This window comes from Micromonospora sp. ATLC16 (assembly GCF_057196645.1).
Genome location: NZ_JBXUOW010000013.1, coordinates 1 through 22568, shown reverse-complemented (window position 1 = coordinate 22568; position 22568 = coordinate 1). Strand labels below are relative to the sequence as shown.

22 protein-coding genes are annotated in these 22568 nt (G+C 70.4%); 15 read left to right on the top strand and 7 right to left on the bottom strand.

Going from position 1 to position 22568, the window contains the following annotated elements; all coding sequences use genetic code 11:
• Positions 1-219 precede the first annotated feature (219 nt).
• The gene (tal, locus tag AC2CHE_RS08035; protein WP_484504259.1) at positions 220-1401 is read right to left on the bottom strand and encodes a transaldolase; all 1182 of its coding nucleotides are present in this window, start codon (positions 1399-1401) and stop codon (positions 220-222) included.
• Between the two features lie 17 nt (positions 1402-1418).
• The gene (tkt, locus tag AC2CHE_RS08030; RefSeq protein WP_484504258.1) at positions 1419-3557 is read right to left on the bottom strand and encodes a transketolase; all 2139 of its coding nucleotides are present in this window, start codon (positions 3555-3557) and stop codon (positions 1419-1421) included.
• 288 nt (positions 3558-3845) lie between these two features.
• Between tkt and AC2CHE_RS08025 the strand changes: the two genes are divergently transcribed.
• Both AC2CHE_RS08025 and AC2CHE_RS08020 read left to right on the top strand, forming a co-directional pair.
• Positions 3846-4802, top strand: a complete 957-nt coding sequence (locus tag AC2CHE_RS08025) for a heme o synthase (RefSeq protein ID WP_484504257.1) — start codon at positions 3846-3848, stop codon at positions 4800-4802.
• Positions 4803-4994: 192 nt separating this feature from the next.
• Complete coding sequence (locus AC2CHE_RS08020) at positions 4995-5330, top strand: hypothetical protein (RefSeq protein WP_484504256.1); 336 nt, start codon at positions 4995-4997, stop codon at positions 5328-5330.
• Between the two features lie 141 nt (positions 5331-5471).
• On the opposite strand, the gene AC2CHE_RS08015 is transcribed toward AC2CHE_RS08020, so the two are convergent.
• Positions 5472-6434, bottom strand: coding sequence for a COX15/CtaA family protein (locus tag AC2CHE_RS08015; RefSeq protein ID WP_484504255.1), 963 nt, complete (start codon positions 6432-6434; stop codon positions 5472-5474).
• 175 nt (positions 6435-6609) lie between these two features.
• On the opposite strand from AC2CHE_RS08015, the gene AC2CHE_RS08010 reads away from it, so the two are divergent.
• The 9 genes from AC2CHE_RS08010 (at position 6610) to AC2CHE_RS07970 (ending at position 14301) form a co-directional block, all read left to right on the top strand.
• Positions 6610-7347, top strand: coding sequence for a helix-turn-helix transcriptional regulator (locus AC2CHE_RS08010; RefSeq protein WP_484504321.1), 738 nt, complete (start codon positions 6610-6612; stop codon positions 7345-7347).
• Positions 7344-8774, top strand: a complete 1431-nt coding sequence (gene sufB / locus AC2CHE_RS08005; RefSeq protein WP_484504254.1) for a Fe-S cluster assembly protein SufB — start codon at positions 7344-7346, stop codon at positions 8772-8774. Before AC2CHE_RS08010 ends, sufB begins: the two co-directional genes overlap by 4 nt.
• Before the next feature lie 56 nt (positions 8775-8830).
• Positions 8831-9973: a Fe-S cluster assembly protein SufD gene (sufD, locus tag AC2CHE_RS08000; protein ID WP_484504253.1), complete on the top strand. Its 1143-nt coding sequence runs from the start codon at positions 8831-8833 to the stop codon at positions 9971-9973.
• Complete coding sequence (locus tag AC2CHE_RS07995) at positions 9973-10317, top strand: non-heme iron oxygenase ferredoxin subunit (RefSeq protein WP_484504252.1); 345 nt, start codon at positions 9973-9975, stop codon at positions 10315-10317. The genes sufD and AC2CHE_RS07995 overlap by 1 nt, the downstream gene beginning before the upstream one ends.
• Positions 10317-11090 carry a Fe-S cluster assembly ATPase SufC gene (sufC, locus tag AC2CHE_RS07990; protein ID WP_484504251.1) on the top strand — a complete coding sequence of 258 codons (774 nt, stop codon included), beginning with the start codon at positions 10317-10319 and terminating at the stop codon, positions 11088-11090. The genes AC2CHE_RS07995 and sufC overlap by 1 nt, the downstream gene beginning before the upstream one ends.
• Positions 11091-11116: 26 nt before the next feature.
• Positions 11117-12421, top strand: coding sequence for a cysteine desulfurase (locus tag AC2CHE_RS07985; protein WP_484504250.1), 1305 nt, complete (start codon positions 11117-11119; stop codon positions 12419-12421).
• Positions 12422-12466: 45 nt separating this feature from the next.
• Complete coding sequence (sufU, locus tag AC2CHE_RS07980) at positions 12467-12943, top strand: Fe-S cluster assembly sulfur transfer protein SufU (protein ID WP_484504249.1); 477 nt, start codon at positions 12467-12469, stop codon at positions 12941-12943.
• Complete coding sequence (locus AC2CHE_RS07975; RefSeq protein ID WP_484504248.1) at positions 12940-13293, top strand: metal-sulfur cluster assembly factor; 354 nt, start codon at positions 12940-12942, stop codon at positions 13291-13293. The genes sufU and AC2CHE_RS07975 overlap by 4 nt, the downstream gene beginning before the upstream one ends.
• A gap of 345 nt (positions 13294-13638) precedes the next feature.
• Entirely contained in the window at positions 13639-14301 is a 663-nt protein-coding gene (locus AC2CHE_RS07970) for an acVLRF1 family peptidyl-tRNA hydrolase (RefSeq protein WP_484504247.1), read from the top strand.
• A gap of 73 nt (positions 14302-14374) precedes the next feature.
• Here the strand turns inward: AC2CHE_RS07970 and ypfJ are convergent, their stop codons facing one another.
• Entirely contained in the window at positions 14375-15286 is a 912-nt protein-coding gene (gene ypfJ, locus AC2CHE_RS07965) for a KPN_02809 family neutral zinc metallopeptidase (protein ID WP_484504246.1), read from the bottom strand.
• Positions 15287-15520: 234 nt separating this feature from the next.
• Here ypfJ and AC2CHE_RS07960 point away from each other — a divergent pair, with 234 nt between their 5' ends.
• The 4 genes from AC2CHE_RS07960 (at position 15521) to AC2CHE_RS07945 (ending at position 20413) form a co-directional block, all read left to right on the top strand.
• Positions 15521-17125: an ABC-F family ATP-binding cassette domain-containing protein gene (locus AC2CHE_RS07960; RefSeq protein WP_484504245.1), complete on the top strand. Its 1605-nt coding sequence runs from the start codon at positions 15521-15523 to the stop codon at positions 17123-17125.
• Positions 17126-17272: 147 nt separating this feature from the next.
• The gene (locus AC2CHE_RS07955; protein WP_007072022.1) at positions 17273-17500 is read left to right on the top strand and encodes a helix-turn-helix domain-containing protein; all 228 of its coding nucleotides are present in this window, start codon (positions 17273-17275) and stop codon (positions 17498-17500) included.
• Positions 17501-17558: 58 nt separating this feature from the next.
• Complete coding sequence (locus AC2CHE_RS07950) at positions 17559-18326, top strand: enoyl-CoA hydratase/isomerase family protein (protein WP_484504244.1); 768 nt, start codon at positions 17559-17561, stop codon at positions 18324-18326.
• A 110-nt stretch (positions 18327-18436) separates the two neighbouring features.
• Positions 18437-20413: an ABC transporter ATP-binding protein gene (locus tag AC2CHE_RS07945; RefSeq protein WP_484504320.1), complete on the top strand. Its 1977-nt coding sequence runs from the start codon at positions 18437-18439 to the stop codon at positions 20411-20413.
• A 358-nt stretch (positions 20414-20771) separates the two neighbouring features.
• On the opposite strand, the gene mug is transcribed toward AC2CHE_RS07945, so the two are convergent.
• The 3 genes from mug to AC2CHE_RS07930 all read right to left on the bottom strand — a co-directional run.
• Entirely contained in the window at positions 20772-21413 is a 642-nt protein-coding gene (gene mug, locus AC2CHE_RS07940; RefSeq protein WP_484504243.1) for a G/U mismatch-specific DNA glycosylase, read from the bottom strand.
• Positions 21410-22171, bottom strand: a complete 762-nt coding sequence (locus tag AC2CHE_RS07935) for an SDR family oxidoreductase (RefSeq protein ID WP_484504242.1) — start codon at positions 22169-22171, stop codon at positions 21410-21412. Before AC2CHE_RS07935 ends, mug begins: the two co-directional genes overlap by 4 nt.
• A gap of 66 nt (positions 22172-22237) precedes the next feature.
• The coding region (locus tag AC2CHE_RS07930; RefSeq protein ID WP_484504241.1) for an SCO6045 C-terminal-like domain-containing protein at positions 22238-22568 on the bottom strand (331 nt) is incomplete at its 5' end.

Below are 22568 nucleotides of genomic sequence, written 5' to 3'. Positions count from 1 at the left end.
CGGATGCCGGCACGGCAGTGGATGGTCCCGACCGGCCGGCGACGCCGCCCGGTCGCGGTGACCCCGCACAGGGGTACGGGTTTCGGGCACCGGTAGATCGACGTCGACCGTACCGGTTGTCTGAAGACAGCTATCCACCTGTGAGCCACTCGGGTACCACCGCCGACTCACGCCGCCACCCGGTGCGGGTGGCGGCGTGAGTACTGCCGGACGACAACGTCACGCATTGCCCCCGGCGCGTGCGGCGGCGTCGGCGTTGCCACGGGCGGCGTCGCTGGGGTTGCTGCTGCCCTGATCGGCGGCGGCCAGTGACTTCTGGACGCCGCCGAGCAGTTCCTGCCAGCTCGCCTCGAACTTCTCCACGCCCTCCCGCTCCAGCGTGGTGATCACGTCGGCCAGGTCCACGCCCACCGACTCCAGGGTGGCGAAGACGCCCCGGGCGTCGTCGTACGCGCCGGTGATCGTGTCCGGGTGGGTTTCGCCGTGCTCGGCGTACGCGTGGATGACCGACTCCGGCATGGTGTTCACCGTGCCGGGCGCGATCAGCTCCTCGACGTAGATGACGTCCCGGTAGTCCGGGTTCTTGGTCGAGGTGGAGGCCCACAGTGGACGCTGCGGATGGGCGCCGGCATCGGCCAGCGCCCGCCACCGGTCGGTGGCGAAGACCTCGCTGTAGCGCTCGTACGCCAATCGGGCGTTCGCCACCGCCGCCTTGCCGCGTAGCGCCCTGGCCTCGGTGGAGCCGATCTTCTCCAACCGGGCGTCGACCTCGCTGTCGACCCGGGACACGAAGAACGAGGCCACCGAGCCGATCGTGCTCAGGTCGTGGCCGTTGGCCTTCGCCTGCTCCAGCCCGGCCAGGAACGCCTCCATCACCTGGGAGTAGCGGTCCAGGCCGAAGATGAGCGTGACGTTGACGCTGATGCCGTCGGCCAGCGCCGCGGTGATCGCCGGCAGGCCGGCCTCGGTCGCCGGGATCTTGATGAACAGGTTCGGCCGGTCGACCAGCCACCACAACGCCCGGGCCTCGGCCACGGTGCGCTGCGAGTCGTGGGCCAGGCGCGGATCGACCTCGATGGAGACCCGACCGTCGACACCCCCGCTGGAGTCGTACGACGGGCGCATCACGTCGCAGGCCCACCGCACGTCGTACGTGGTGAGCATGCGGACGGCCTCTTCCACGTCGACGCCCCGGGAGGCCAGGTCGCGCAGCTGCCAGTCGTACTCGTCGGCGTCGCTCAACGCCTTGGCGAAGATCGTCGGGTTGGTGGTGACCCCGGCCACGTGCTTGTCCCGGCGCAGCTGGTCCAGCCCGCCGGAGTTCAGTCGTACCCGGGAAAGATCATCGAGCCAGACCGCCACTCCCGCGGCGGTCAGTTCGCCCAGCCTGTCGGTCGTCATGTGCGCCAACGCCTCCCTCAGTTGCCGGTCGTGAAACCGGTGATGTCGCCGACCCGGGTCTGCGCCGCGTGCGCGGCGGCGACGATCCGGTCCGGGGTGAAGCCGAACTGCTCGAAGAGCACGGAGTGCGGGGCACTCGCGCCGTAGTGCTCCAGGCTGACGCTCTCGCCGCAGTCGCCGACGATGCCGCGCCAGGACATCGCGATGCCCGCCTCCACGCTCACCCGAACCTTTACCCCACGCGGCAGCACCGACTCCCGGTATGCCTCGTCCTGCTCGAAGAACCACTCCTGGCAGGGCATCGACACGACCCGGGTGGGGGTGCCGTCGGCCTCCAGCCGCTCCCGGGCGGTGAGGCAGAGCTGCACCTCGGAGCCGGTACCGACGATGATCACTTCGGGCTTGCCGTTGGACGCCTCGGCCAGCACGTAGCCGCCCTTGGTGACGCCTTCCGCGCCGGCCAGCTGCGAGCGGTCCAGCGTCGGCAGCGGCTGCCGGCTCAGCGCCAACGCGGTCGGCCGGTCGGTGTGCTCCAGGGCCTGCCGCCAGGCCCAGGCCGTCTCGTTGGCGTCGGCCGGGCGGACCACGTCCAGGCCGGGAATGGCCCGCAGCGCGCTCAGCTGTTCCACCGGCTGGTGGGTCGGGCCGTCCTCGCCGAGGCCGATGGAGTCATGCGTCCAGACGTAGATCACCGGGAGCTTCATCAACGCGGCCAACCGGACGGAGGGCCGCATGTAGTCGCTGAACACCAGGAAGGTGCCGCCGTACGGGCGGGTGCCGCCGTGCAGGGCGATGCCGTTGAGGATCGCGCCCATGGCGTGCTCGCGAATGCCGAAGTGCAGCGTCCGGCCGTACTCGTGGCCGGGGAACGCCTTGGTGGCGTACTGACTGGGGACGAAGGAGGGCTCGCCCTTCATCGTGGTGTTGTTGCTCTCGGCCAGGTCGGCCGAGCCGCCCCACAGCTCGGGCAGCACCGGCGCGAGCGCCGCCAGCACCTTGCCGGAGGCGGCCCGGGTGGCGACGCCCTTGGCGTCGGCCGGGAACTCCGGCAGCGCGTCGGTCCACCCCTCGGGCAGGATTCGACCGGCCAGCCGGTCGAAGAACGCCCGGCGCTCCGGGTTGGCCTTGGCCCAGGCGTCGAAGGTGGTCGTCCACTTCCGCTGCTCGGCCTCCCCGCGGCTCAGGGCCGTCCGGGTGTGGGTCAGCACCTCCTCGGAGACCTCGAACGACACGGCCGGGTCGAAGCCGAGGACCTCCTTGGTGGCGGCCACCTCGTCGGCGCCCAGGGCGGAGCCGTGGATCTTGCCGGTGTTCTGCTTGTTCGGTGCCGGCCAGCCGATGATGGTGCGCAGGACGATGAACGACGGACGGCCGGTCTCGGCCTTGGCGGCCAGCAGTGCCTGGTACAACTCGTCGACGTTCTCGTGGTAGTCGCTCTTCTCGGCCTCGCCGCGCCGCCAGTCGACCTGCTGCACGTGCCAGCCGTACGCGGCGTAGCGGGCCGCCACGTCCTCGCTCAACGCGATCCGGGTGTCGTCCTCGATCGAGATCTCGTTGTCGTCGTAGATCACGCAGAGGTTGCCCAGCTGCTGGTGTGCGGCCAGGGCGCTGGCCTCGTGGCTGATGCCCTCCTCGATGTCGCCGTCCGAGGCGATGCACCAGATGTGGTGGTCGAAGACGGACTGGCCGGCCTCGGCCTCCGGGTCGAACAGGCCGCGTTCGCGCCGCGCCGCCATCGCCATCCCGACGGCGTTGCCCAGACCCTGCCCGAGCGGGCCGGTGGTGGTCTCCACGCCGGGGGTGTGCCCGTGCTCGGGGTGCCCGGGGGTGAGTGAACCCCACTGCCGCAGCGACCTGAGGTCGTCCAGGCTGAGCGGATAGCCGGCGAGGAAGAGCTGGATGTACAGCGTCAGGCTGGAGTGGCCGGCGGAGAGCACGAAGCGGTCCCGGCCGGGCCAGTTCGGGTCGGCGGGGTTGTGCCGCATCACCCGGTTGAACAGCAGGTAGGCCGCGGGAGCGAGGCTCATCGCGGTGCCCGGGTGGCCGTTGCCGGATTTCTCCACGGCATCCATGGCCAGGACGCGGACGGTGTCCACGGCACGGCGGTCAAGGTCGGACCAGTCAAGTGCGGGGTGCGCGGGTCGGTTGGCAGCCACGGTGGTTTGTGCTCCTCGGCGAGATGGGCGGAACCCTCACTAGTGACCCTATCGAGCGCGGCTAAACGTGCACCCGAGGATCTCAGCATGCTGTTCTGTACGTTTCGCCTCTACGGTGCGGTTCACCGCGCCGCCGGGTCGCCCGCCTGCCGCCGGGTGTGACGACTCGCACCGTTGCCGGGTCGCCCGGGCAGCCAAAACGACAACGCGTAGTGTGTGGTCGGTGCGTGGATCCCTGTCGGTCCCGCCGCCGTGACCTCCCCTCCCGACGCCGGAAGGTGGCAATCCGTGAGCATGATCACCGGGCGCCCCGTCAGCAACCCTGCCGGGCAGCCGCCGGTGCGTACGGCTGGGGAGACCCCAGCCCGCACCCGCGACCTGCGGGCGGTGGTGGCGGCGTACGTGACGCTGACCAAGCCGCGGATCGTGGAGTTACTGCTGGTCACCACGGTGCCCGCGATGATGCTCGCGCACGACGGGTTTCCGTCGCTGTGGCTGGTCGCGGTGGTGCTGGTCGGTGGCTCGTTCGCGGCGGGCGCGGCCAGCGTGTTCAACTGCTACATCGACCGGGACATCGACCAGTTGATGCGGCGGACGAAGCGACGGCCGCTGCCGGCGCACACCGTGACGCCCCGCAACGCGCTGGTCTTCGGCCTGGTGTTGGCGGTGGTCTCGGTCGTCTTGATGGCGGTCTTCACCAATCTGCTCGCCGCCGGGCTCACGCTGGCCGCGATCGTCTACTACGACCTCGTCTACACCCTGTGGCTCAAGCGCACGACGACGGCGAACACCTTCTGGGGCGGCGCCTGCGGTGCCGCGCCCGTGCTGATCGGCTGGGCGGCGGTGACCGGCTCGCTGTCGCCGGTGGCGTGGGCGCTGTTCGGGGTGGTCTTCTTCTGGCAGATGCCGCACTTCTACCCACTGGCCATGAAGTACAAGGACGACTACGCGCGGGCCGGCATCCCGATGCTCCCGGTGGTCGCCTCGGTCCGGCGGGTCAACGCCGAGATCGTGCTGTTCGCCTGGCTGACCGTGCTGACCTCGCTGGCCGTGTGGGCGTTGGGGCTGAGCGCGGTCTACGGCGTCCCGACGCTGGTGGTCGGCGCGATCTTCCTGGTCGAGGCACACCGCCTCGCGGGTCGGGCCCGTCGGGGCGAGCCGGCCAAGCCGATGCGGCTGTTCCACTGGTCTACGTCGTACCTGACCATCGTCTTCGCCGCCGCGGCCCTCGACGCGCTGCTCTGACGGCTGGCGCGCCGGGGGTCTCCCACCTGGCAGAGCCCGCTTGATGGCGTTTTGTGGCTTCGATTGACCCGTTTTGAGGCTGCTAATACGGGCGAAACGTCTTTGGTCTTCCTTAAACCCGCGGGTAATGGGTATCACAAAAGGTTGATGGTTCTCGCCCGTCCGGGTGCGTCTCTGCTTAGTCTTCACGTTATGGCAGATGGTTCCGATACGACGCTGACGGCCGGTGAGACCGCCTCCGGGAAGGCCCCCAACGGCTTGATCGCGGGCATTCGGTCGTTCACCGCCGAGCATGGCGGGGCGAAGGCGGTCATCGAGTATGTCGGCAAGCGCGGTGCCCGCATCGTCCTGGTGGGCTCCGACGGCGTGTGGGGCGACCAGTTCGCCGAGGACACGGTGACCGCCCGCGAGGCCTGCGCGCAGGCCGGGGTCGCCGTGGAGAACGCCTGGGAACGGGAACTGATGGACCAGATGCGCCCGAGCAACGACCTCTGGCGTTCGATGGCCCGCCGCACGATGGCCCGTTGAGATAACTGACCGATCACCACCAGCCGACCCGGGGGAAACCCCGGGTCGCTCTCGTTACCTGCGTGGACCTGGCCGACCGCCTAGCCGACGCCATCCTCACCCACCTGGCCCACCCCACCCTCGCGTCGTCCCGAGCCGAGGTCAGACGGGGGTCGGGGTCGGGCGGGAGGGGGTGGCGGGGGCGGGGTTAGGGAGTGGGGTTGGGGTTTCGGCGGGGTGGCGTTGGTGGGTTGACCAGAGCAGGGCGAGGGTGGCGAGCCAGACCAGGCAGGAGCCGAGCATGTGCAGGCCGACCAGCAGGGCCGGCAGGTTGGTGAAGTACTGCACGAAGCCGATCACCCCCTGCCCCAGCTCGACCAGGAGCAGGGTCAGCGCCGCCCGCACCGCCCGCGCCGGTGCGCCGACCGCGCGCAACGCCAGCCACAGACCCACGGTCAGGCCGACGAGCAGGAACACCAGGTCGGCGTGGACCTGGGAGATCGTCTGCGGGTCCAGGCCGTTGCGGACGGCGTCGGCGTCGCCCGCGTGCGGGCCGCTGCCGGTCACCGCCACCCCGACCAGGATGACCGCCGCGCTGGCCACCAGGGTGATCCAGGTCAGAGACCGCAGCGCCGGCGGCACCACCGGGACCTTACGGCCGTCCGGCTCGCTGACCCGACGCCACAGGGCGTACGCGACGAGCAGCAGCAGCATCGACACCACGAAGTGGATGCCCACGATCGAGGGATGCAGCTGGGTTCGGACGGTGATCCCGCCGATCACCGCCTGCGCCACGATGCCGAGCACGACGGCCAACGCCAGCGGCACCACACCGCGCCGCCGGGGCCGGTACGCCAGCGCGGCCAGCAGGGTCGCCCCCGCGATCAGCACCAGCACGAAGGTGAACAGCCGGTTGCCGAACTCGATCACCCCGTGCGAGCCCATCTCGGCGGTCACGGTGTACGACTCGTCGGTGCACCGTGGCCAGGTGGGGCAGCCCAGCCCGGACGCGGTCAATCGCACCGCCCCGCCGGTGACGACGATCGCGGCGTTCGCGACGACGTTGGCGAACGTCAGACGGCGCAGCAGGGTGCTGGGGACCAGGGGACGGTCGGGTCGCTTCACGAGGCAAATCCTACGCAACGTAGTTGTCGCCGATCGGGTGACTCCGTCTGTGCGGTGGTTCGGATCACCGGGGTCACGTTTGCGGGCCCTGGTCGAATTACGTAACGTGGGCGTTGTGAAAAAGGCGGCGCTCACCGGGCACCAGCCGACGACCGGTACGGTCGCCGGCCGGTCGATGCCCGGTGTCGACCTCACGCCTGCGCCGCCGGCTCCGGTCGGCACGCTCGCCAGTGAGCCGTCGACCCGGGACCGGGTAACCCTGCTGCTACTGGAACGCCGCGCCGTGACCGCCGCGCAGTTGGGCGACGCGCTCGGGCTCAGCCCGGCGGCGATCCGCCGGCACCTGGACGCGATGCTCACCGACGGTGACGTCGTGGCCCGTGAGCAGACCGTACGCGGCCACCGCGGGCGGGGCCGGCCGGCCAGGGTGTTCCTGCTCACTGACGCCGCCCGCAGCCGGTGCGGCACCCACCACTACGACAACATGGCCACCGCCGCGCTGCGCTGGATCGCTCGCGCCGGTGGCACGCAGGCGGTGGAGCGATTCGCCGCCGAGCAGGTGGCAGCCCTGGAGGCGCGCTGTCAGGCAGCCCTGGCCGACGCCAGCGACGATCCGATGGCCCGTGCCGCGGCTCTCGCCGCGGCGCTGACCGCCGAGGGATACGCTGCCAGTGCCTCCACGATCGCCTCCGGCGGCCAGCTTTGTCAGCACCACTGCCCGGTGGCGCACGTGGCTGCCGAGTTTCCCCAACTGTGCGAGGCCGAGACCACGGTGATCTCCCGCCTGGTCGGTACCCACGTGCAGCGCCTGGCCACCATCGCGCACGGCGACGGGGTGTGCACCACGCACATCCCAGGTCCGCCGCACGCCCAGTCCGGTAAGACCGTCACCACTGTGAGGACAGATAGATGACCGAGCAGATCGTCCAGCCCCTGACCCAGGAGGAGCAGCTCGCAGCCCTGGGCAACTACGAGTACGGCTGGGCCGACTCGGACGTCGCCGGGGCCTCGGCTCAGCGCGGCCTCACCGAGGCGGTGGTGCGGGACATCTCGGCCAAGAAGAACGAGCCAGCCTGGATGCTCGACCTGCGCCTGAAGGGCCTGCGGCTGTTCGAGCGCAAGCCGATGCCGGCCTGGGGCGCCGACCTCACCGGGATCGACTTCAACAACATCAAGTACTTCGTGCGCTCCACCGAGAAGCAGGCCACCAGCTGGGAGGACCTGCCCGAGGACATCAAGAACACCTACGACAGGCTGGGCATCCCGGAGGCGGAGAAGCAGCGCCTCGTCGCCGGTGTCGCCGCCCAGTACGAGTCCGAGGTGGTCTACCACAAGATCCGCGAGGACCTGGAGGAGCAGGGTGTCGTCTTCGTCGACACCGACACCGCCCTCAAGGAGCACGAGGACCTGTTCAAGGAATACTTCGGCACGGTGATCCCGGTCGGCGACAACAAGTTCGCCGCCCTGAACACCTCCGTGTGGTCCGGCGGCTCGTTCATTTACGTGCCGAAGGGCGTGCACGTGGAGATCCCGCTGCAGGCGTACTTCCGGATCAACACCGAGAACATGGGCCAGTTCGAGCGGACGCTGATCATCGTCGACGAGGGTGCCTACGTGCACTACGTCGAGGGCTGCACCGCGCCCATCTACTCCTCGGACTCGCTGCACAGCGCCGTGGTGGAGATCGTCGTGAAGAAGAACGCCCGGTGCCGTTACACGACCATCCAGAACTGGTCGAGCAACGTCTACAACCTGGTCACCAAGCGCGCCGTGTGTCACGAGGGCGCGACCATGGAGTGGATCGACGGCAACATCGGCTCCAAGGTCACCATGAAGTACCCGGCGGTCTACATGACCGGTGAGCACGCCAAGGGCGAGGTGCTCTCGGTGGCGATGGCCGGCGAGGGGCAGCACCAGGACGCCGGCGCCAAGATGGTGCACGCGGCACCGCACACCAGCAGCACCATCGTGTCGAAGTCGATCGCCCGGAGTGGCGGCCGGACCTCGTACCGGGGTCTGGTGCAGGTGCTGGAGGGCTCGCACGGCAGCGCCAGCACGGTCAAGTGCGACGCCCTGCTGGTCGACACCATCTCCCGCTCCGACACCTACCCGTACGTCGACATCCGTGAGGACGACGTGTCGATGGGGCACGAGGCGACCGTCTCCAAGGTCAGCGAGGACCAGCTCTTCTACCTGATGAGCCGGGGCATGAGCGAGGACGAGGCGATGGCGATGATCGTGCGCGGCTTCATCGAGCCGATCGCCAAGGAACTGCCCATGGAGTACGCCCTGGAGCTCAACCGCCTGATCGAGCTGCAGATGGAGGGCGCGGTCGGCTGACCCCGGCCGCCACCAGAGCACCGGACACCGTCGTCGTAGAGACAAGCAAGGACGAGATGACTACCCAGGCTTCCGCGCCGCCCAGCACCAAGTCGCAGGCGCTGCGCTCGTACGATGTCGCCGACTTCCCGGCCCTGACCGGCATGGAGGAGGAGTGGCGTTTCACCCCGCTCAAGCGGCTGCGCGGGCTGGTCGGTGACGATCCGACCGCCACCGGCGAGGTCCGGCACGAGTACGCCGACCTACCCGAGGGCGTGTCCGTGGAGCGGGTCGGTCACGACGACCCACGGGTCGGCAGCGTGCTCACCCCGATCGACCGGGTCAGCGCGCTGGCCTACGGCGGGGCCGGGCAGGCGCTGCTGGTGCGGGTGGCGCAGGATGCCGTCATCAGTGGTCCGGCCATCGTCCGGGCGGTCGGCGGGGGCGTCGAGGGCCTGGCGTTCGGGCACACGGTCGTCGAGGTGGGCCGGTTCGCCGAGGCGGTCCTGGTGCTGGAGCACGTCGGTTCGGCCACCCTCGCGGACAACGTCGAGGTGTCGGTGGGCGACGGGGCGAAGCTCACCCTGGTCACCGTCGCCGACTGGGCCGACGACGCGGTGCAGGCGCAGCACCTGAAGGTGCGGCTTGGCCGCGACGCGCGGGTGCTGCACGTCCAGGTCACCCTCGGCGGCGACCTGGTCCGGCAGTACACCTCCGTGGAGTACACCGACCGGGGCGGCGAGGCCGAGCTGTACGGCGTCTACTTCGCCGACTCCGGCCAGCACCAGGAGCACCGCCAACTGGTCGACCACACCGTGCCGGACTGCCGCAGCTACGTGGGCTACCGGGGCGCGTTGCAGGGGGAGAGCGCCCGTACCGTCTGGGTCGGTGACGTGCTGATCCGGGCCGAGGCGACCGGCACCGACACGTACGAGATCAACCGGAATCTGCTGCTCACCGACGGTGCCCGGGCCGACTCGGTGCCGAACCTGGAGATCGAGACCGGCGAGATCGGCGGTGCCGGCCACGCCAGCGCCACCGGCCGCTTCGACGACGAGCAGTTGTTCTACCTGATGGCCCGGGGCATCCCGGAGGCCGAGGCGCGCCGGCTGGTGGTGCGCGGCTTCTTCGCCGAGCTGCTGCACAAGATCCCGGTGGAGTCGCTGCGGGAGCGCCTGGGGGACGCTATCGAGGCGCGGCTGACCAAGGCGGGTGCCTGATGATCCGCATCTGCGCCGTCGAGGACGTGCCGAAGGGCACCGTGATCAGCGCCGACGTCGACGGCACCCAGATCGCGTTCGTGCACGGTGAGGACGACCAGTTCTACGCCGTGTACGACGAGTGCTCGCACGCGGCCGTGCCGCTCTCCGAGGGCGAGGTCGAGGGCTGCACGCTTGAGTGCTGGCTGCACGGCTCCCGTTTCGACCTGCGTACCGGCGAGCCCACCGGGCTGCCCGCCACCGAACCCGTACCCGTCTACCCCGTCGAAGTCCGCGACGGTGGCATCTACCTTCCCGTGGGCGACGACGGCCGCCCGAAGTCGAGCAATGGAGTGACCCGATAATGAGCACCCTGGAGATCCGCGACCTACAGGTGTCGGTGAAGCTGCCCGAGGGTGAGCTCAAGCCGATCCTGCACGGTGTCGACCTGACCGTGAGGTCGGGGGAGACCCACGCGATCATGGGCCCGAACGGCTCCGGCAAGTCGACCCTGGCGTACTCGGTCGCCGGCCACCCGAAGTACGAGATCACCGGTGGCTCGGTGACCCTGGACGGCGAGGACGCCCTGAAGATGTCCGTCGACGAGCGGGCCCGCGCCGGCCTCTTCCTCGCCATGCAGTACCCGGTCGAGGTGCCCGGCGTGTCGGTGGCGAACTTCCTGCGTACCGCCAAGACCGCCATCGACGGCGAGGCGCCGAAGCTGCGCACCTGGGGCGGCGAGCTGCGCGGCGCCATGGAGCGGCTGCACATGGACCCGGCCTTCGCCCAGCGCAACGTCAACGAGGGCTTCTCCGGCGGTGAGAAGAAGCGCCACGAGATCGTGCAGTTGGAGCTGCTCAAGCCGAAGGTGGCCATCCTCGACGAGACCGACTCCGGTCTCGACGTGGACGCGCTGCGGGTGGTGAGCGAGGGCGTGAACCGGGTGCGTGACACCGGCGACACCGGCCTGCTGCTGATCACCCACTACACCCGGATCCTGCGCTACATCAAGCCCGACTACGTGCACGTCTTCGTCGCCGGCCGGATCGTCGAGCAGGGCGGCCCGGAACTGGCCGACAAGCTCGAAGAGTCCGGCTACGAGCGGTACGCGGCCGGGGCCGGGCCGGCGCGGGTCTGATCCCGAGGGAAGGGGCGGTCACCACGATGACCACCATCGCGATCCCGCCGGGGATGCCGCAGTACGACGATGTGCCCCGCTTCGACGTGGCGGCGGTACGCGCCGACTTCCCGATTCTGGACCGGGACGTCAACGGGCATCCGCTGGTCTACCTGGACAGCGCCAACACCTCACACAAGCCGCGTCAGGTGCTCGACGTGCTGGCCGAGCACTACGCCCGGCGCAACGCCAACGTGTCGCGCTCGGTGCACACGCTGGGCACCGAGGCGACCGAGGCGTACGAGGGGGCCCGGGCGAAGGTCGCCGCGTTCGTCAACGCGCCCAGCGTGGACGAGGTGGTCTTCACCAAGAACTCCACCGAGGCGATCAACATCGTGGCGTACGCGTTCTCCAACGCCTCGCTGCGTCCCGACGCCGACCCCCGGCTCCGGCTGGGACCGGGTGACGAGATCGTCATTTCCGAGATGGAGCACCACTCGAACATCGTCCCGTGGCAGTTGCTGGCCGAGCGGACCGGCGCGACGCTGCGCTGGTTCCCGGTCACCGACAACGGCCGGCTGGACGAGTCGGGCCTGACCGACCTGGTCAACGAGCGGACGAAGATCGTCTCGTTGGTGCACATGTCGAACATCCTCGGCACCGTCAACGCCACCGCGCGGATCACCGCCCGGGTCCGCGAGGTCGGGGCGCTGCTGCTGCTGGACTGCTCGCAGTCGGTGCCGCACATGCCGATCGACGTGGTCGACCTGGACGCGGACTTCATCGTCTTCACCGGGCACAAGATGTGCGGCCCGACCGGCATCGGCGTGCTCTGGGGCCGTGCGGAGCTGCTGGCGGCGATGCCGCCGGTGTTCGGCGGCGGTTCGATGATCGAGACGGTGACGATGGGTGGCTCCACGTACGCCGCGCCGCCGGCCCGGTTCGAGGCCGGCACTCCGCCCATCGCCGAGGCGGTCGCGCTCGGCGCGGCCGTGGACTACCTCACCGGCGTCGGCATGCGGTCGATCCAGTGGCACGAGAAGCAGCTCACCGCGTACGCGCTGGACGCCCTGGGCGGCGTACCCGGACTGCGGATCTTCGGTCCGGAGGTGCCGGTGGGCCGGGGCGGCACCATCTCGTTCGCGCTCGGCGACGTGCACCCGCACGACGTGGGTCAGGTGCTCGACTCCCTCGGCGTGCAGGTGCGGGTGGGGCATCACTGCGCCCGCCCGGTCTGCACCCGGTTCGGGGTGCCGGCCACCACCCGGGCCTCGTTCTACCTCTACACCACGACCGACGAGATCGACGCGCTGGTGGCGGGCCTGGAACAGGTGCGGAAGGTGTTCCGATGAGCCGGGCGACGCAGGAGCCCGGCGAATCGACGGGAGTTCAGCCTGATGCAGCTTGAGACTCTCTACCAGGAGATCATCCTGGATCACTACAAGCACCCGCACGGTCGCGGGCTGCGCGACGCCGTCGACCCGGCCGCCCGGGTCGGTGAGGCGCACCACGTGAACCCGACCTGCGGCGACGAGGTCACCGTCCGGGTGGCCACCGACGGTACGACGTTGCACGACCTGTCGTACGACGGGATGGGTTGTTCGATCAGCCTGGCGTCCGCGAGCGTGCTGCACGAGCTGTTGACCGGTCGGGGTGCGACGGAGGCGTTCGAGGTGCACGAGGCGTTCCTGGCGTTGATGTCCGGTCGTGGTCAGGTCACGCCGGACGAGAATGTGCTCGGCGACGGGGTGGCGTTCGAGGGCGTGGCCCGCTATCCCGCCCGGGTCAAGTGCGCGCTGTTGCCGTGGATGGCGTTCAAGGACGCCGCGGCACGCGCCGGTGTGGGCGCGAGCCCGACGGAGGTGAAGGCATGAGTGAGAACACTGCGCCGGCCGGCGGTAAGGCCGCCGCCGCCGATATCGAGGAGGCGATGAAGGACGTCGTCGACCCGGAGCTGGGCATCAACGTGGTCGACCTCGGCCTGGTGTACGGCGTACACGTCGACGAGCAGAACGTCGCCACCCTGGACATGACGCTGACCTCGGCGGCCTGCCCACTCACCGACGTGATCGAGGACCAGACCCGTCAGGCGCTGACCACCGGCCCCGGCGGCGGCCTGGTCGACGACATCCGGATCAACTGGGTCTGGCTGCCCCCGTGGGGACCGGACAAGATCACTGACGATGGTCGCGAGCAGCTTCGCTCCCTCGGCTTCAACCTCTGACAGCGCCTCCGAGCATCGCCGGAGTGCCATGTCGGGTGCGGCATCCCACCGGATGCCGCACCCGACGTTTCTCCGCCTGGCGTAGACACCGGACCGCCCATCGACGGCTCCGGCTGCCGGAGCACAGCCAACCTCTCGACAGCGGCCAGCGTGCCCGGCACCGGCTGGTGGTGGCTGCGGCGCAGGCGCCTGAGGGCGTGACCGGTTCAGCCCGACAGCGTTGATGAGACGGCGATGCCGGGCGATCGGCCGTCCGGCCGAGTCGGTAGCGTCATCATCACCGTGTTCGCCGTCGGCATGCTCCTCGGTGGCTGACCCGCGCCGGTCGTGCCGTACGGTCGGCTGATGAGCAGCCGACCCGCCGCCGGCGGTGGCAGGTGGGTGGAGGTCGATCCGGGCCGTGCCGCCCGCTGGGTCGTCGGCTTCGCCGACCGGCACGGCCCGCCTACCGCCAGCGCGCAGGCGTACGGCCTGCTGCTGTCCGCTCCGGACGGTGCCACCGCCGAACTGCACACTCCTCCAGGTGCGCCGGCCGCGCCGGATCTGGACACCTTCATCAGGGAGGTCGTCGCGCCGCGCCGGATCGGACTGTTGCTGGCCCGCAAAGGTGCGGTGGCGATGGGGGTAGCCGAGGGTACACAGCTGAGCGTGCACAAGGTGGACACCCGCTACGTGCAGGGACGTACCGCCGCCGGTGGTTGGTCGCAGCAGCGTTTCGCCCGCCGCCGGGACAACCAGACGAAGGCGGCGCTGGCCGATGCGGCGGATCTCGCCGTACGCCTGCTGCTGCCGGAGGCCGACCGGCTCGACGCGCTGGTCGCCGGTGGCGACCGTCGGGCGGTGGACACCGTGCTGGCCGACCGCCGGCTCGCCCCACTCGCCGCGCGGCGCGCCGACCGGCTGCTCGACGTTCCGGAACCCCGGTACGCGGTGCTTGTCGCCGCGCTCGCGACCGCCCGGTCGGTTCGGATTCTGGTCCGCGAGCCGCAGACGGAGGCCGGCCGCTAGGACCCGCAGGTGGCGGGCTGGTTCGTGGCGCGGGCCCGGTCACCTTTGACCGGGCCCGCTGACCGTCGATAGGTCAGACCGCGCCGCTGAACGTGTCGCAGGAGGCCGGGTCGCCGCTCTCGTAGCCCTGGTTGAACCACTGCTTGCGCTGCTTCGACGAGCCGTGGGTGAACTCCTCCGGGTTCACCGGCCGGTCGGCGCGCTTGGAGATGGCGTCGTCGCCGATCGCCTCCGCGGTGTCGATGGCCTCGGCGATGTCCCGCTCGGTGATGCTGGTGAAGATCTTCTGGCCGCTCTCGTCGGCCGTGCCGGTGGCGTTCTTCGCCCACGCGCCCGCGTAGCAGTCGGCCTGCAACTCCAGGCGTACCGACAGGTCGTTGGCGTTGCCGGGGTCGCGCTGCTGCTGGCGGTGCACCTGCTCGTTGGTGCCGAGCAGGTTCTGCACGTGGTGGCCGTACTCGTGGGCCAGCACGTACGGCTGGGCGAACTCGCCCTCGGCGCCCAGTTGGGTGGCGAGCACCTCGTAGAACGACAGGTCGATGTACACCAACGAGTCGGCCGGGCAGTAGAACGGGCCGACGCCGGAGTTGGCCTGGCCGCAGGCGGTGTTGACGGCCTGGCTGAAGAAGACGGTGCGGGTCGGTTGGTACTGCTCGCCGAGAGCCTGCGGCAGGGCGGTGCGCCAGTACGCCTGGATCGAGTTGACGTAGAGGGTGTTGCGGCAGTCGAGCCGCTCCAGCGCGTTCTCGGCGGCGCAACGCTGCTCCAAGGCGGCGTTGTCGCCCTGCTCCTCGCCGCCGGTCATGGCGTTCAGGCCGAAGCCGCCACCGACGAGGGCCACCAGCACGGCGATGACGATGCCGACGATGCCGCCCCGCCCCCCGCCGACCGGGATGGGGATGCCCATCCCGCCGCCGCCTCCGCCGCTACCTCGCCGGTCCTCCACCTGGCTGGTGTCGATCCGCGCGTTTTCGTTCAGCTCCATGGTGACCCCGATCAGTCGGTGGCTCGTGGGCCGGAACCGGGCCCGGTTTCGGCGATCCGGTACCCGACGATCTTGGTCGGTAATCCGCATGGGGTGTCGGCCGGCGCCGAGTACACTTGGTGCCGTGCTGCGCTGCGAAGGCTGAACGCCCCGCGCCGACGGGTCACCAGGATCCGCCGGCGCTTTCGTGTGCCCTGAGTCAGCCCTTCGGAACCCGAGAGCGAGTACCTGGAAATGATCACTGCCACCGGCCTGGAACTGCGCGCCGGAGCCCGGATCCTGCTGTCCGACACCACGCTGCGGGTGCAGCCCGGTGACCGGATCGGCCTGGTCGGGCGCAACGGCGCCGGCAAGACCACCACGTTGAAGGTGCTCGCCGGGGAGGGCCAGCCGTACGCCGGGCAGGTCGACCGGCGTAGCGCCGTCGGCTATCTCCCGCAGGACCCGCGTACCGGCGACCTGGACGTCACCGGCCGCGACCGGGTGCTCTCCGCCCGCGGGCTGGACGCGCTGATGGCCGGGATGAAGGAACTGGAGGCGCGGCTCGCCGAGGACGCCGACGAGCGCCTGGTGCGCCGCTACGGCGCGCTGGAGGACCAGTTCGCGGCGCTCGGCGGATACGCGGCCGAGGCCGAGGCGGCGCGCATCTGCGCCAACCTGGGGCTGCCCGACCGGGCCCTGGCGCAGACCATCGGCACCCTTTCCGGCGGTCAGCGTCGCCGCATCGAGCTGGCCCGGATCCTGTTCCGGGACGCGGGCGAGAACGGCGGCGGCATTCTGCTGCTGGACGAGCCGACCAACCACCTCGACGCCGACTCGATCACCTGGCTGCGGGGTTTCCTCGCCAACCACAAGGGCGGCCTGATCGTGATTTCCCACGACGGCGACCTGCTGGAGTCGGTGGTCAACAAGGTGTGGTTCCTCGACGCCACCCGCAGTGTGGTCGACGTCTACAACCTGGGCTGGAAGGCGTACCTGGAGGCGCGGGAGACCGACGAGCGTCGTCGTCGCCGGGAGCGGGCGAACGCCGAGAAGAAGGCCGGCGCGCTGATGGCCCAGGCCGACAAGATGCGGGCCAAGGCCACCAAGACCGTCGCCGCGCAGAACATGGCCCGCCGCGCCGAACGGCTGATGTCCGGCCTGGAGGAGGTACGCGTCGCCGACAGGGTGGCGAAGGTGCGGTTCCCCGCACCGGCGCCGTGCGGCAAGACGCCGCTGACCGCGACCGGCCTGTCCAAGTCGTACGGTTCGTTGGAGATCTTCACCGACGTGAACGTGGCGGTGGACCGGGGTTCCCGGGTGGCCATCCTCGGGCTGAACGGCGCCGGCAAGACCACGCTGCTGCGGATGCTCGGCGGTCTGCTGGAGCCGGACACCGGTGAGGTGCGTCCCGGTCACGGTCTGCGTCTGGGCTACTACGCTCAGGAGCACGAGACGCTGGATGTGGAGCGGACCGTATTGGAGAACATGCGCGCCGCGGCGGTCGAGCAGACCGACACCGAACTGCGGAAGATCCTGGGCGCCTTTCTCTTCTCCGGCGAGGACGTCGACAAGCCCGCCGGGGTGCTCTCCGGTGGGGAGAAGACCCGGCTGGCCCTGTCGACGCTGGTCTGTTCCGGTGCCAATGTGCTGCTGCTCGACGAGCCGACGAACAACCTGGACCCGGTCAGCCGGGAGCAGGTGCTCGACGCCATCGCCCGCTACCCGGGCGCGATCGTGCTGGTCACGCACGACCCGGGGGCGGTCCTCGCGCTCAAGCCGGACCGGGCGATCCTGCTGCCGGACGGTGACGAGGACGCGTGGAGCGACGACCTGCTGGAACTGGTCGAGCTGGCCTGAGCCCCCGTGCGGCATCACCTATCGGGAAGCTGACACTGCATAGCGTGTCGGTTGGCGAATAGTTGATATCTGGCGCATGATCGTTCGAGACGGTCTAATAGGTGGGACCGTATCCGAACCGCACAGTCTGGGACGTGAGGACACAGCATGGCAGCCACTGGCACAGCCACCAGCACTGAGAAGGGTCGCCGGATCGTCGGAGCCGAGCGTCAGACGCTCGCGAAGGACCTCGTCAAGCGGTACACCGGGGGCGAGAGCATCCGGGCGCTCGCGGCCTCGACCGGGCGATCGTACGGGTTCATCCACCGCGTACTCACCGAGTCCGGGGTGCAGCTGCGGCAGCGCGGCGGCGCCCGGCGCCGCAAGAAGGCGTGACCCGCCCGTCAGCGTCGTTCAGCAGCACCGCCACCACCACCGTGACCCGGGCCGCCCGGTGACCGCCGAGGCGACCGGGGTCCGGCTGGAATGCGACGGGCCGGTCGCCACGGTCACCCTGTGCCGGCCCGACGTGCTCAACGCGCAGACCCCGGCGATGTGGCGCGCGATGAGCGACTTCTCCCGGGAGCTTCCCGGTGACGTGCGGGTGGTCGTGGTACGCGGCGAGGGGCGGGCGTTCTCCGCCGGTCTCGACCTGGCGGTGGCCGGTGCCTCCGGCCCCGGTTCCTTCGTCGAGCTGACCACCCTGCCGGAGCAGGAGTGCGCCGACAAGATCGCCGAATACCAGGCCGGTTTCACCTGGCTGCACCGCCCGGACGTGATCTCGATTGCCGCCGTGCAGGGGCATGCCATCGGTGGCGGACTCCAACTCGCGCTCGCCTGTGACCTGCGGGTGCTGGCCGAGGACGCGACGTTGTCCATGGCCGAGGTGACGTTGGGCCTGGTGCCGGACCTGGCCGGCACCAAGCGCCTGGTCGAGTTGGTCGGCTATGCCCGCGCGCTGGAGATCTGCGCCACCGGGCGGCGGATGAACGCTGCCGAGGCCGACCGGATCGGTCTGGCCACCCTGGTGGTCCCGGCCGCCGAGCTGGACGACGCGGTGCGGGACCTGGCCGCCGGGCTGCTCGCCCACGACCGGGACGCCGTTGTCGAGATCAAGGCGCTGCTCGCCGGAGCCGCCGGGCGTACCCACGCCGAGCAGCAGCGCGCCGAGCGGGAGGCGCAGACGCGCCGGCTGCGAGATCTCGCCGGACGGGGCGAATAGTAAGGACCGTTCGGGAAGATATGGGTTACTCACCTGGTTGTCGTAGGCATCGGGAGAATTGACCCGACGGTTGACGACGTCCTGACCCGGAGGTGAGCGTGTCCAACCCGATGGCCGCTGGCGGCATGGGCGGTTGGAGCATGCTCCGCTCGATGCGCAGCCAGGACGACATCTCCGCACACCGGCTGAAGCGCGGGGTGGCCCGCCGGATCGTCGCCTTTGCCCACCCCTACCGGCGCGACATCGTCGTCTTCCTGCTCACCGTGGTCGTCGCCGCGGTGATCGGGGTGGCGACCCCGCTGCTGGCCGGCGACGTGATCGACGCGATCAGCCGGGGCGGCGCCGAGGCCGGGGCGCTGGTGGTCCGGCTGGCCCTGTTCATCGGTGCGCTCGCGGTCGCCGACGCGCTGCTGTCACTGGCCCAACGGTGGTACTCGGCCCGCATCGGCGAGGGCATCATCCTCGACCTGCGTACCCGGGTGTACGACCACGTGCAGCGGATGCCGTTGCAGTTCTTCACCCGGACCCAGACCGGTGCGCTGGTCAGCCGGCTCAACAACGACGTGATGGGTGCCCAGCGGGCGTTCACCTCGACGTTGTCGGGCGTGGTCAGCAACGTGATCCAGCTGGTCCTCACCGCTGCGGTGATGCTGACTCTCTCCTGGCAGATCACGGCGCTGTCGCTGGTGATGCTGCCCGTGTTCATCATCCCGGCGCGTCGGGTGGGCCGGCGGCTGGCCGAGATCACCCGTGAGTCGTACAATCTCGACGCCAAGATGAACGCGACGATGACCGAGCGATTCGGGGTCGCCGGCGCGATGCTGGTGAAGCTCTTCGGGCGACCCGACGCCGAGGCGGCCCGCTTCGCCGCCCGCGCCGAACGGGTCCGCGACATCGGCATCACCTCCGCGATGTACTCGCGAACCTTCTTCGTGGCCATGCTGCTGGTGGCCTCGCTGGCTCAGGCCCTGACCTACGGCCTCGGTGGCTGGCTCGCGATCAGCGGCCAGGTCAGCGCCGGCACCGTGGTGACCCTCGCGTTGCTGCTCACCCGCCTCTACGGCCCGCTCACCGCGCTGAGCAACGTCCGGGTGGACGTGATGAGCGCGCTGGTCTCGTTCGATCGGGTCTTCGAGGTGCTCGACCTGCAACCCGGCATCAAGGAACGACCCGACGCGGTGCGGATCCCCGAGGGCGCGGGGACAGTTGAGTTCCGCGACGTCCGGTTCCGCTACCCGAGCGCCGCCGAGATCTCGCTCGCGTCGCTGGAGGAGGTCGCCGCCCTGGATCGTACGGTCAACGAACCGGTGCTCAAGGGCGTCTCGTTCCGGGTCGAGCCGGGGCAGATGGTGGCGCTGGTCGGGCCCTCCGGCGCCGGCAAGTCCACGCTGTCCATGCTGATCTCCCGCATCTACGACGTGACCGACGGGCAGGTGCTGGTGGGCGGCGTCGATGTCCGGGACGCCCGGCTCGACTCGCTGCGCGACGAGATCGGCGTGGTCACCCAGGATTCGCACCTGTTCCACGAGACCATCGCGGAAAACCTGCGCTACGCCAAACCGGAGGCCACCGACGACGAGCTGTGGGCGGCCCTCGCCGGCGCGCAGGTCGCCGACCTGGTCAGGGCGCTGCCAGACGGGCTCGACACCACTGTCGGCGAGCGCGGGTACCGCTTCTCCGGTGGCGAGAAACAGCGCATCGCCATCGCCCGGTTGCTGCTCAAGGCGCCGTCGATCGTGATCCTCGACGAGGCTACCGCCCACCTGGATTCGGAGAGCGAGGCGGCGGTGCAACGGGCGCTGTCGGTGGCGCTGACCGGGCGTACCGCCCTGGTGATCGCCCACCGACTCTCCACCGTCCGGGACGCCGACCAGATCCTGGTCCTCGACGACGGCCGCATCGTGGAGCGGGGCCGCCACGCCGAGCTGGTCGCGGTCGGCGGCCTCTACGCCGAGCTGTACCGCACCCAGTTCGCGGTGGCGGACTCACCCACGCCGTACGCCGACGCCACCGGCCCGGAGCCGGTGGTCATCCCCGCCCGGGAGTACATCGCCGACGAGGCCATGCCCCCCGCCGCCGCCAACTGAAAGACGTCTCGCCGCTCGGTGAGGGTCGGGGCTCCGCTTTTTCCATCGCCGCCCGAATCGATGCCTTCGCCCGTGTCGCACCGATTACCCCTTCTGCATTTCTAGGACCACATCAATGACGGAGCCGGCAGTCGTTCCGGTGTCTTACACCGGACACAAGAGCGGACGAACATGTCAACAATCCCGAAGTGGGTCGTTGGTATTGCCTGCTGACCTGGAATGATCCGCAACCCGGCCGCATCGTTGTCTTCAGGGTGACCGAGGTCGTCGGTGGAGGCTTCCACCTCCAAGCGACAGTGTGGGACCGCGACGATCAGTGACCTCGACCAGCAGCGGCCCATCTGCCGGCCCGTCCCGCTCATTCGCGCGTGGCCGAGTGGAGTTCGGCGAAGGCGGCACCGAGGGTCTGCGGGGTGTAGTGGGCGTTCAGGCCGCTGGGGTTGGGCAGCACCCACAGCCGGGCATCGGCCAGCTGCTCCGGTTGCGGCCCGAACCCCGCCTTCGGTCGGGCAAAGCCGATCCGGTACGCCGTCACCCCGACCACCGCGACCCAGCGCGGCCGGTACCGGGCCACCTTGTCGATGAGCTGTCGGGCGCCGTCGACAAGTTCGGCGGCGGTCAGCTCGTCGGCGCGGGCGCTGGCCCGGGCCACCATGTTGGTGATGCCGAGGCCGAGCGCCGGCAGGTCGTCCTGCTCGCTGGGGTGCAGCAGGCGGGGGGTGAACCCGCCCCGGTACAGCGCCGGCCAGAATCGGTTTCCGGGGCGGGCGAAGTGCCACCCGGTCGCGGCCGACCATAGCCCGGGGTTGATCCCGACAAAGAGCACGTCCAGCCCGATGTCGATGACGTCCGGGATGGTCTTGTCGGCCGCGGCGGCCAGCTCCTCCCGGCTCGGGCGTGGGTACGCGCGCGGCTGGGGCTTCTCGCCCACCGGCGGGGACGGGTCCGCCGGTCTGTGGATGCCCTGCCGGTCGCGGCGGGCCGGCCGGCCGGCGGTCACAGGCCGCGCAGCGCGCCGCCGTCGACCGGAACGGTGACGCCGGTGAGGTAGCTGGCCGCGGGGGAGAGCACGAAGGCGGCGACCCGACCGAACTCGGCGGGATCACCGATGCGGCGCAGCGGAATAGTGGCCTCCACCTCGGCTCGGGCCCGGTCCGGGTCGCCGGAGGCGGCGAAGAGTTCCCGGTTGCGGTCGGTCAGGATCCGCCCCGGCAGCAGCCCGACCACCCGTACGCCGCGCGGGCCGTACTCGTCGGCGACGTCCTTGGCGACCCCGGCCAGACCTGGCCGCAGGCCGTTGGAGATGCCCAGCCCGGTTACCGGGCCGCGCGCCGAGGTGGAGAGGACCAGCGCGATGGCGCCGCCGTCGGGCAGGGCGGCGGCGACCGTTCGTACCGTGCGGACGCTACCGAGGAAGACCGTCTCGAAAGACTGCCGCCACTGCTCGTCGTCGACTGACGCGGCGCTGCCGGTGGGCGGTCCGCCAACGGAGACCAGGGCACCATCGACGCGGCCGAAGTGGTGCTGTGCGGTGGTCAGCAGCCGTTCGGGTGTCGCCGGATCCGCCAGGTCGGCGGTGACGCCGACGGCTCGGTCGGGCCCGCCGAGGTCGGCCACGGCGGCCTCCACCGCGTCGGTGCGCCGGGCGGAGAGCACCACCCGGGCACCATCGGCCACCAGGCGCTGTGCGGTGGCGAAACCAAGCCCACGGGAGGCGCCGGTGAGCACGTACACCCGATCGGTCAGCCCGAGATCCATGCCGACGATCCTGCCCCAGCCCGCCCGGCGGGAAACAGGGGGGCGGTCCCCGGTCGTGAGTCGGGTTCAGGGGCGGGCCGGGCGCAGCAGGCGTACCCGGCCGGCGACCTGGAGTGCGATCGCGCCGCCGGCCCGGCCGAGGCCGGGGGACCGGCGGCGGCGCGGTGCCGTCTGCCCGTGGTAGCGGAACTCCGCCTCGCGGACGGCCAGTTCCTCCGCGCCGAGTGCCGGCAGGGCGGTGCGGGCGTGCAGTGCGCGGGCCAGGTCCCAGCCGTCGCGCAGCCCGCCGGCGGTGGGCCGGTCGGCCGCCCAGTCGATGAACACCGTCGGCCAGCTGGGGCCGAGCCCGGCGGCGAGCAGTGGCCAGTGCCGGGCGACCTCGCCGGCCCGCTTGCGC

Coding starts and splice junctions, on each gene's coding strand:
- sufD (WP_484504253.1), top strand. CDS start 8,831: ATGACTACCCAGGCTTCCGCGCCGCCCAGCACCAAGTCGCAGGCGCTG.
- AC2CHE_RS07945 (WP_484504320.1), top strand. CDS start 18,437: ATGGCCGCTGGCGGCATGGGCGGTTGGAGCATGCTCCGCTCGATGCGC.
- sufU (WP_484504249.1), top strand. CDS start 12,467: ATGCAGCTTGAGACTCTCTACCAGGAGATCATCCTGGATCACTACAAG.
- AC2CHE_RS07960 (WP_484504245.1), top strand. CDS start 15,521: ATGATCACTGCCACCGGCCTGGAACTGCGCGCCGGAGCCCGGATCCTG.
- ypfJ (WP_484504246.1), bottom strand. CDS start 15,286: ATGGAGCTGAACGAAAACGCGCGGATCGACACCAGCCAGGTGGAGGAC.
- AC2CHE_RS07985 (WP_484504250.1), top strand. CDS start 11,117: ATGACCACCATCGCGATCCCGCCGGGGATGCCGCAGTACGACGATGTG.
- AC2CHE_RS08020 (WP_484504256.1), top strand. CDS start 4,995: ATGGCAGATGGTTCCGATACGACGCTGACGGCCGGTGAGACCGCCTCC.
- AC2CHE_RS07955 (WP_007072022.1), top strand. CDS start 17,273: ATGGCAGCCACTGGCACAGCCACCAGCACTGAGAAGGGTCGCCGGATC.
- AC2CHE_RS07935 (WP_484504242.1), bottom strand. CDS start 22,171: ATGGATCTCGGGCTGACCGATCGGGTGTACGTGCTCACCGGCGCCTCC.
- tal (WP_484504259.1), bottom strand. CDS start 1,401: ATGACGACCGACAGGCTGGGCGAACTGACCGCCGCGGGAGTGGCGGTC.
- sufC (WP_484504251.1), top strand. CDS start 10,317: ATGAGCACCCTGGAGATCCGCGACCTACAGGTGTCGGTGAAGCTGCCC.
- AC2CHE_RS07975 (WP_484504248.1), top strand. CDS start 12,940: ATGAGTGAGAACACTGCGCCGGCCGGCGGTAAGGCCGCCGCCGCCGAT.
- AC2CHE_RS07995 (WP_484504252.1), top strand. CDS start 9,973: ATGATCCGCATCTGCGCCGTCGAGGACGTGCCGAAGGGCACCGTGATC.
- sufB (WP_484504254.1), top strand. CDS start 7,344: ATGACCGAGCAGATCGTCCAGCCCCTGACCCAGGAGGAGCAGCTCGCA.
- AC2CHE_RS07970 (WP_484504247.1), top strand. CDS start 13,639: ATGAGCAGCCGACCCGCCGCCGGCGGTGGCAGGTGGGTGGAGGTCGAT.
- AC2CHE_RS08010 (WP_484504321.1), top strand. CDS start 6,610: ATGCCCGGTGTCGACCTCACGCCTGCGCCGCCGGCTCCGGTCGGCACG.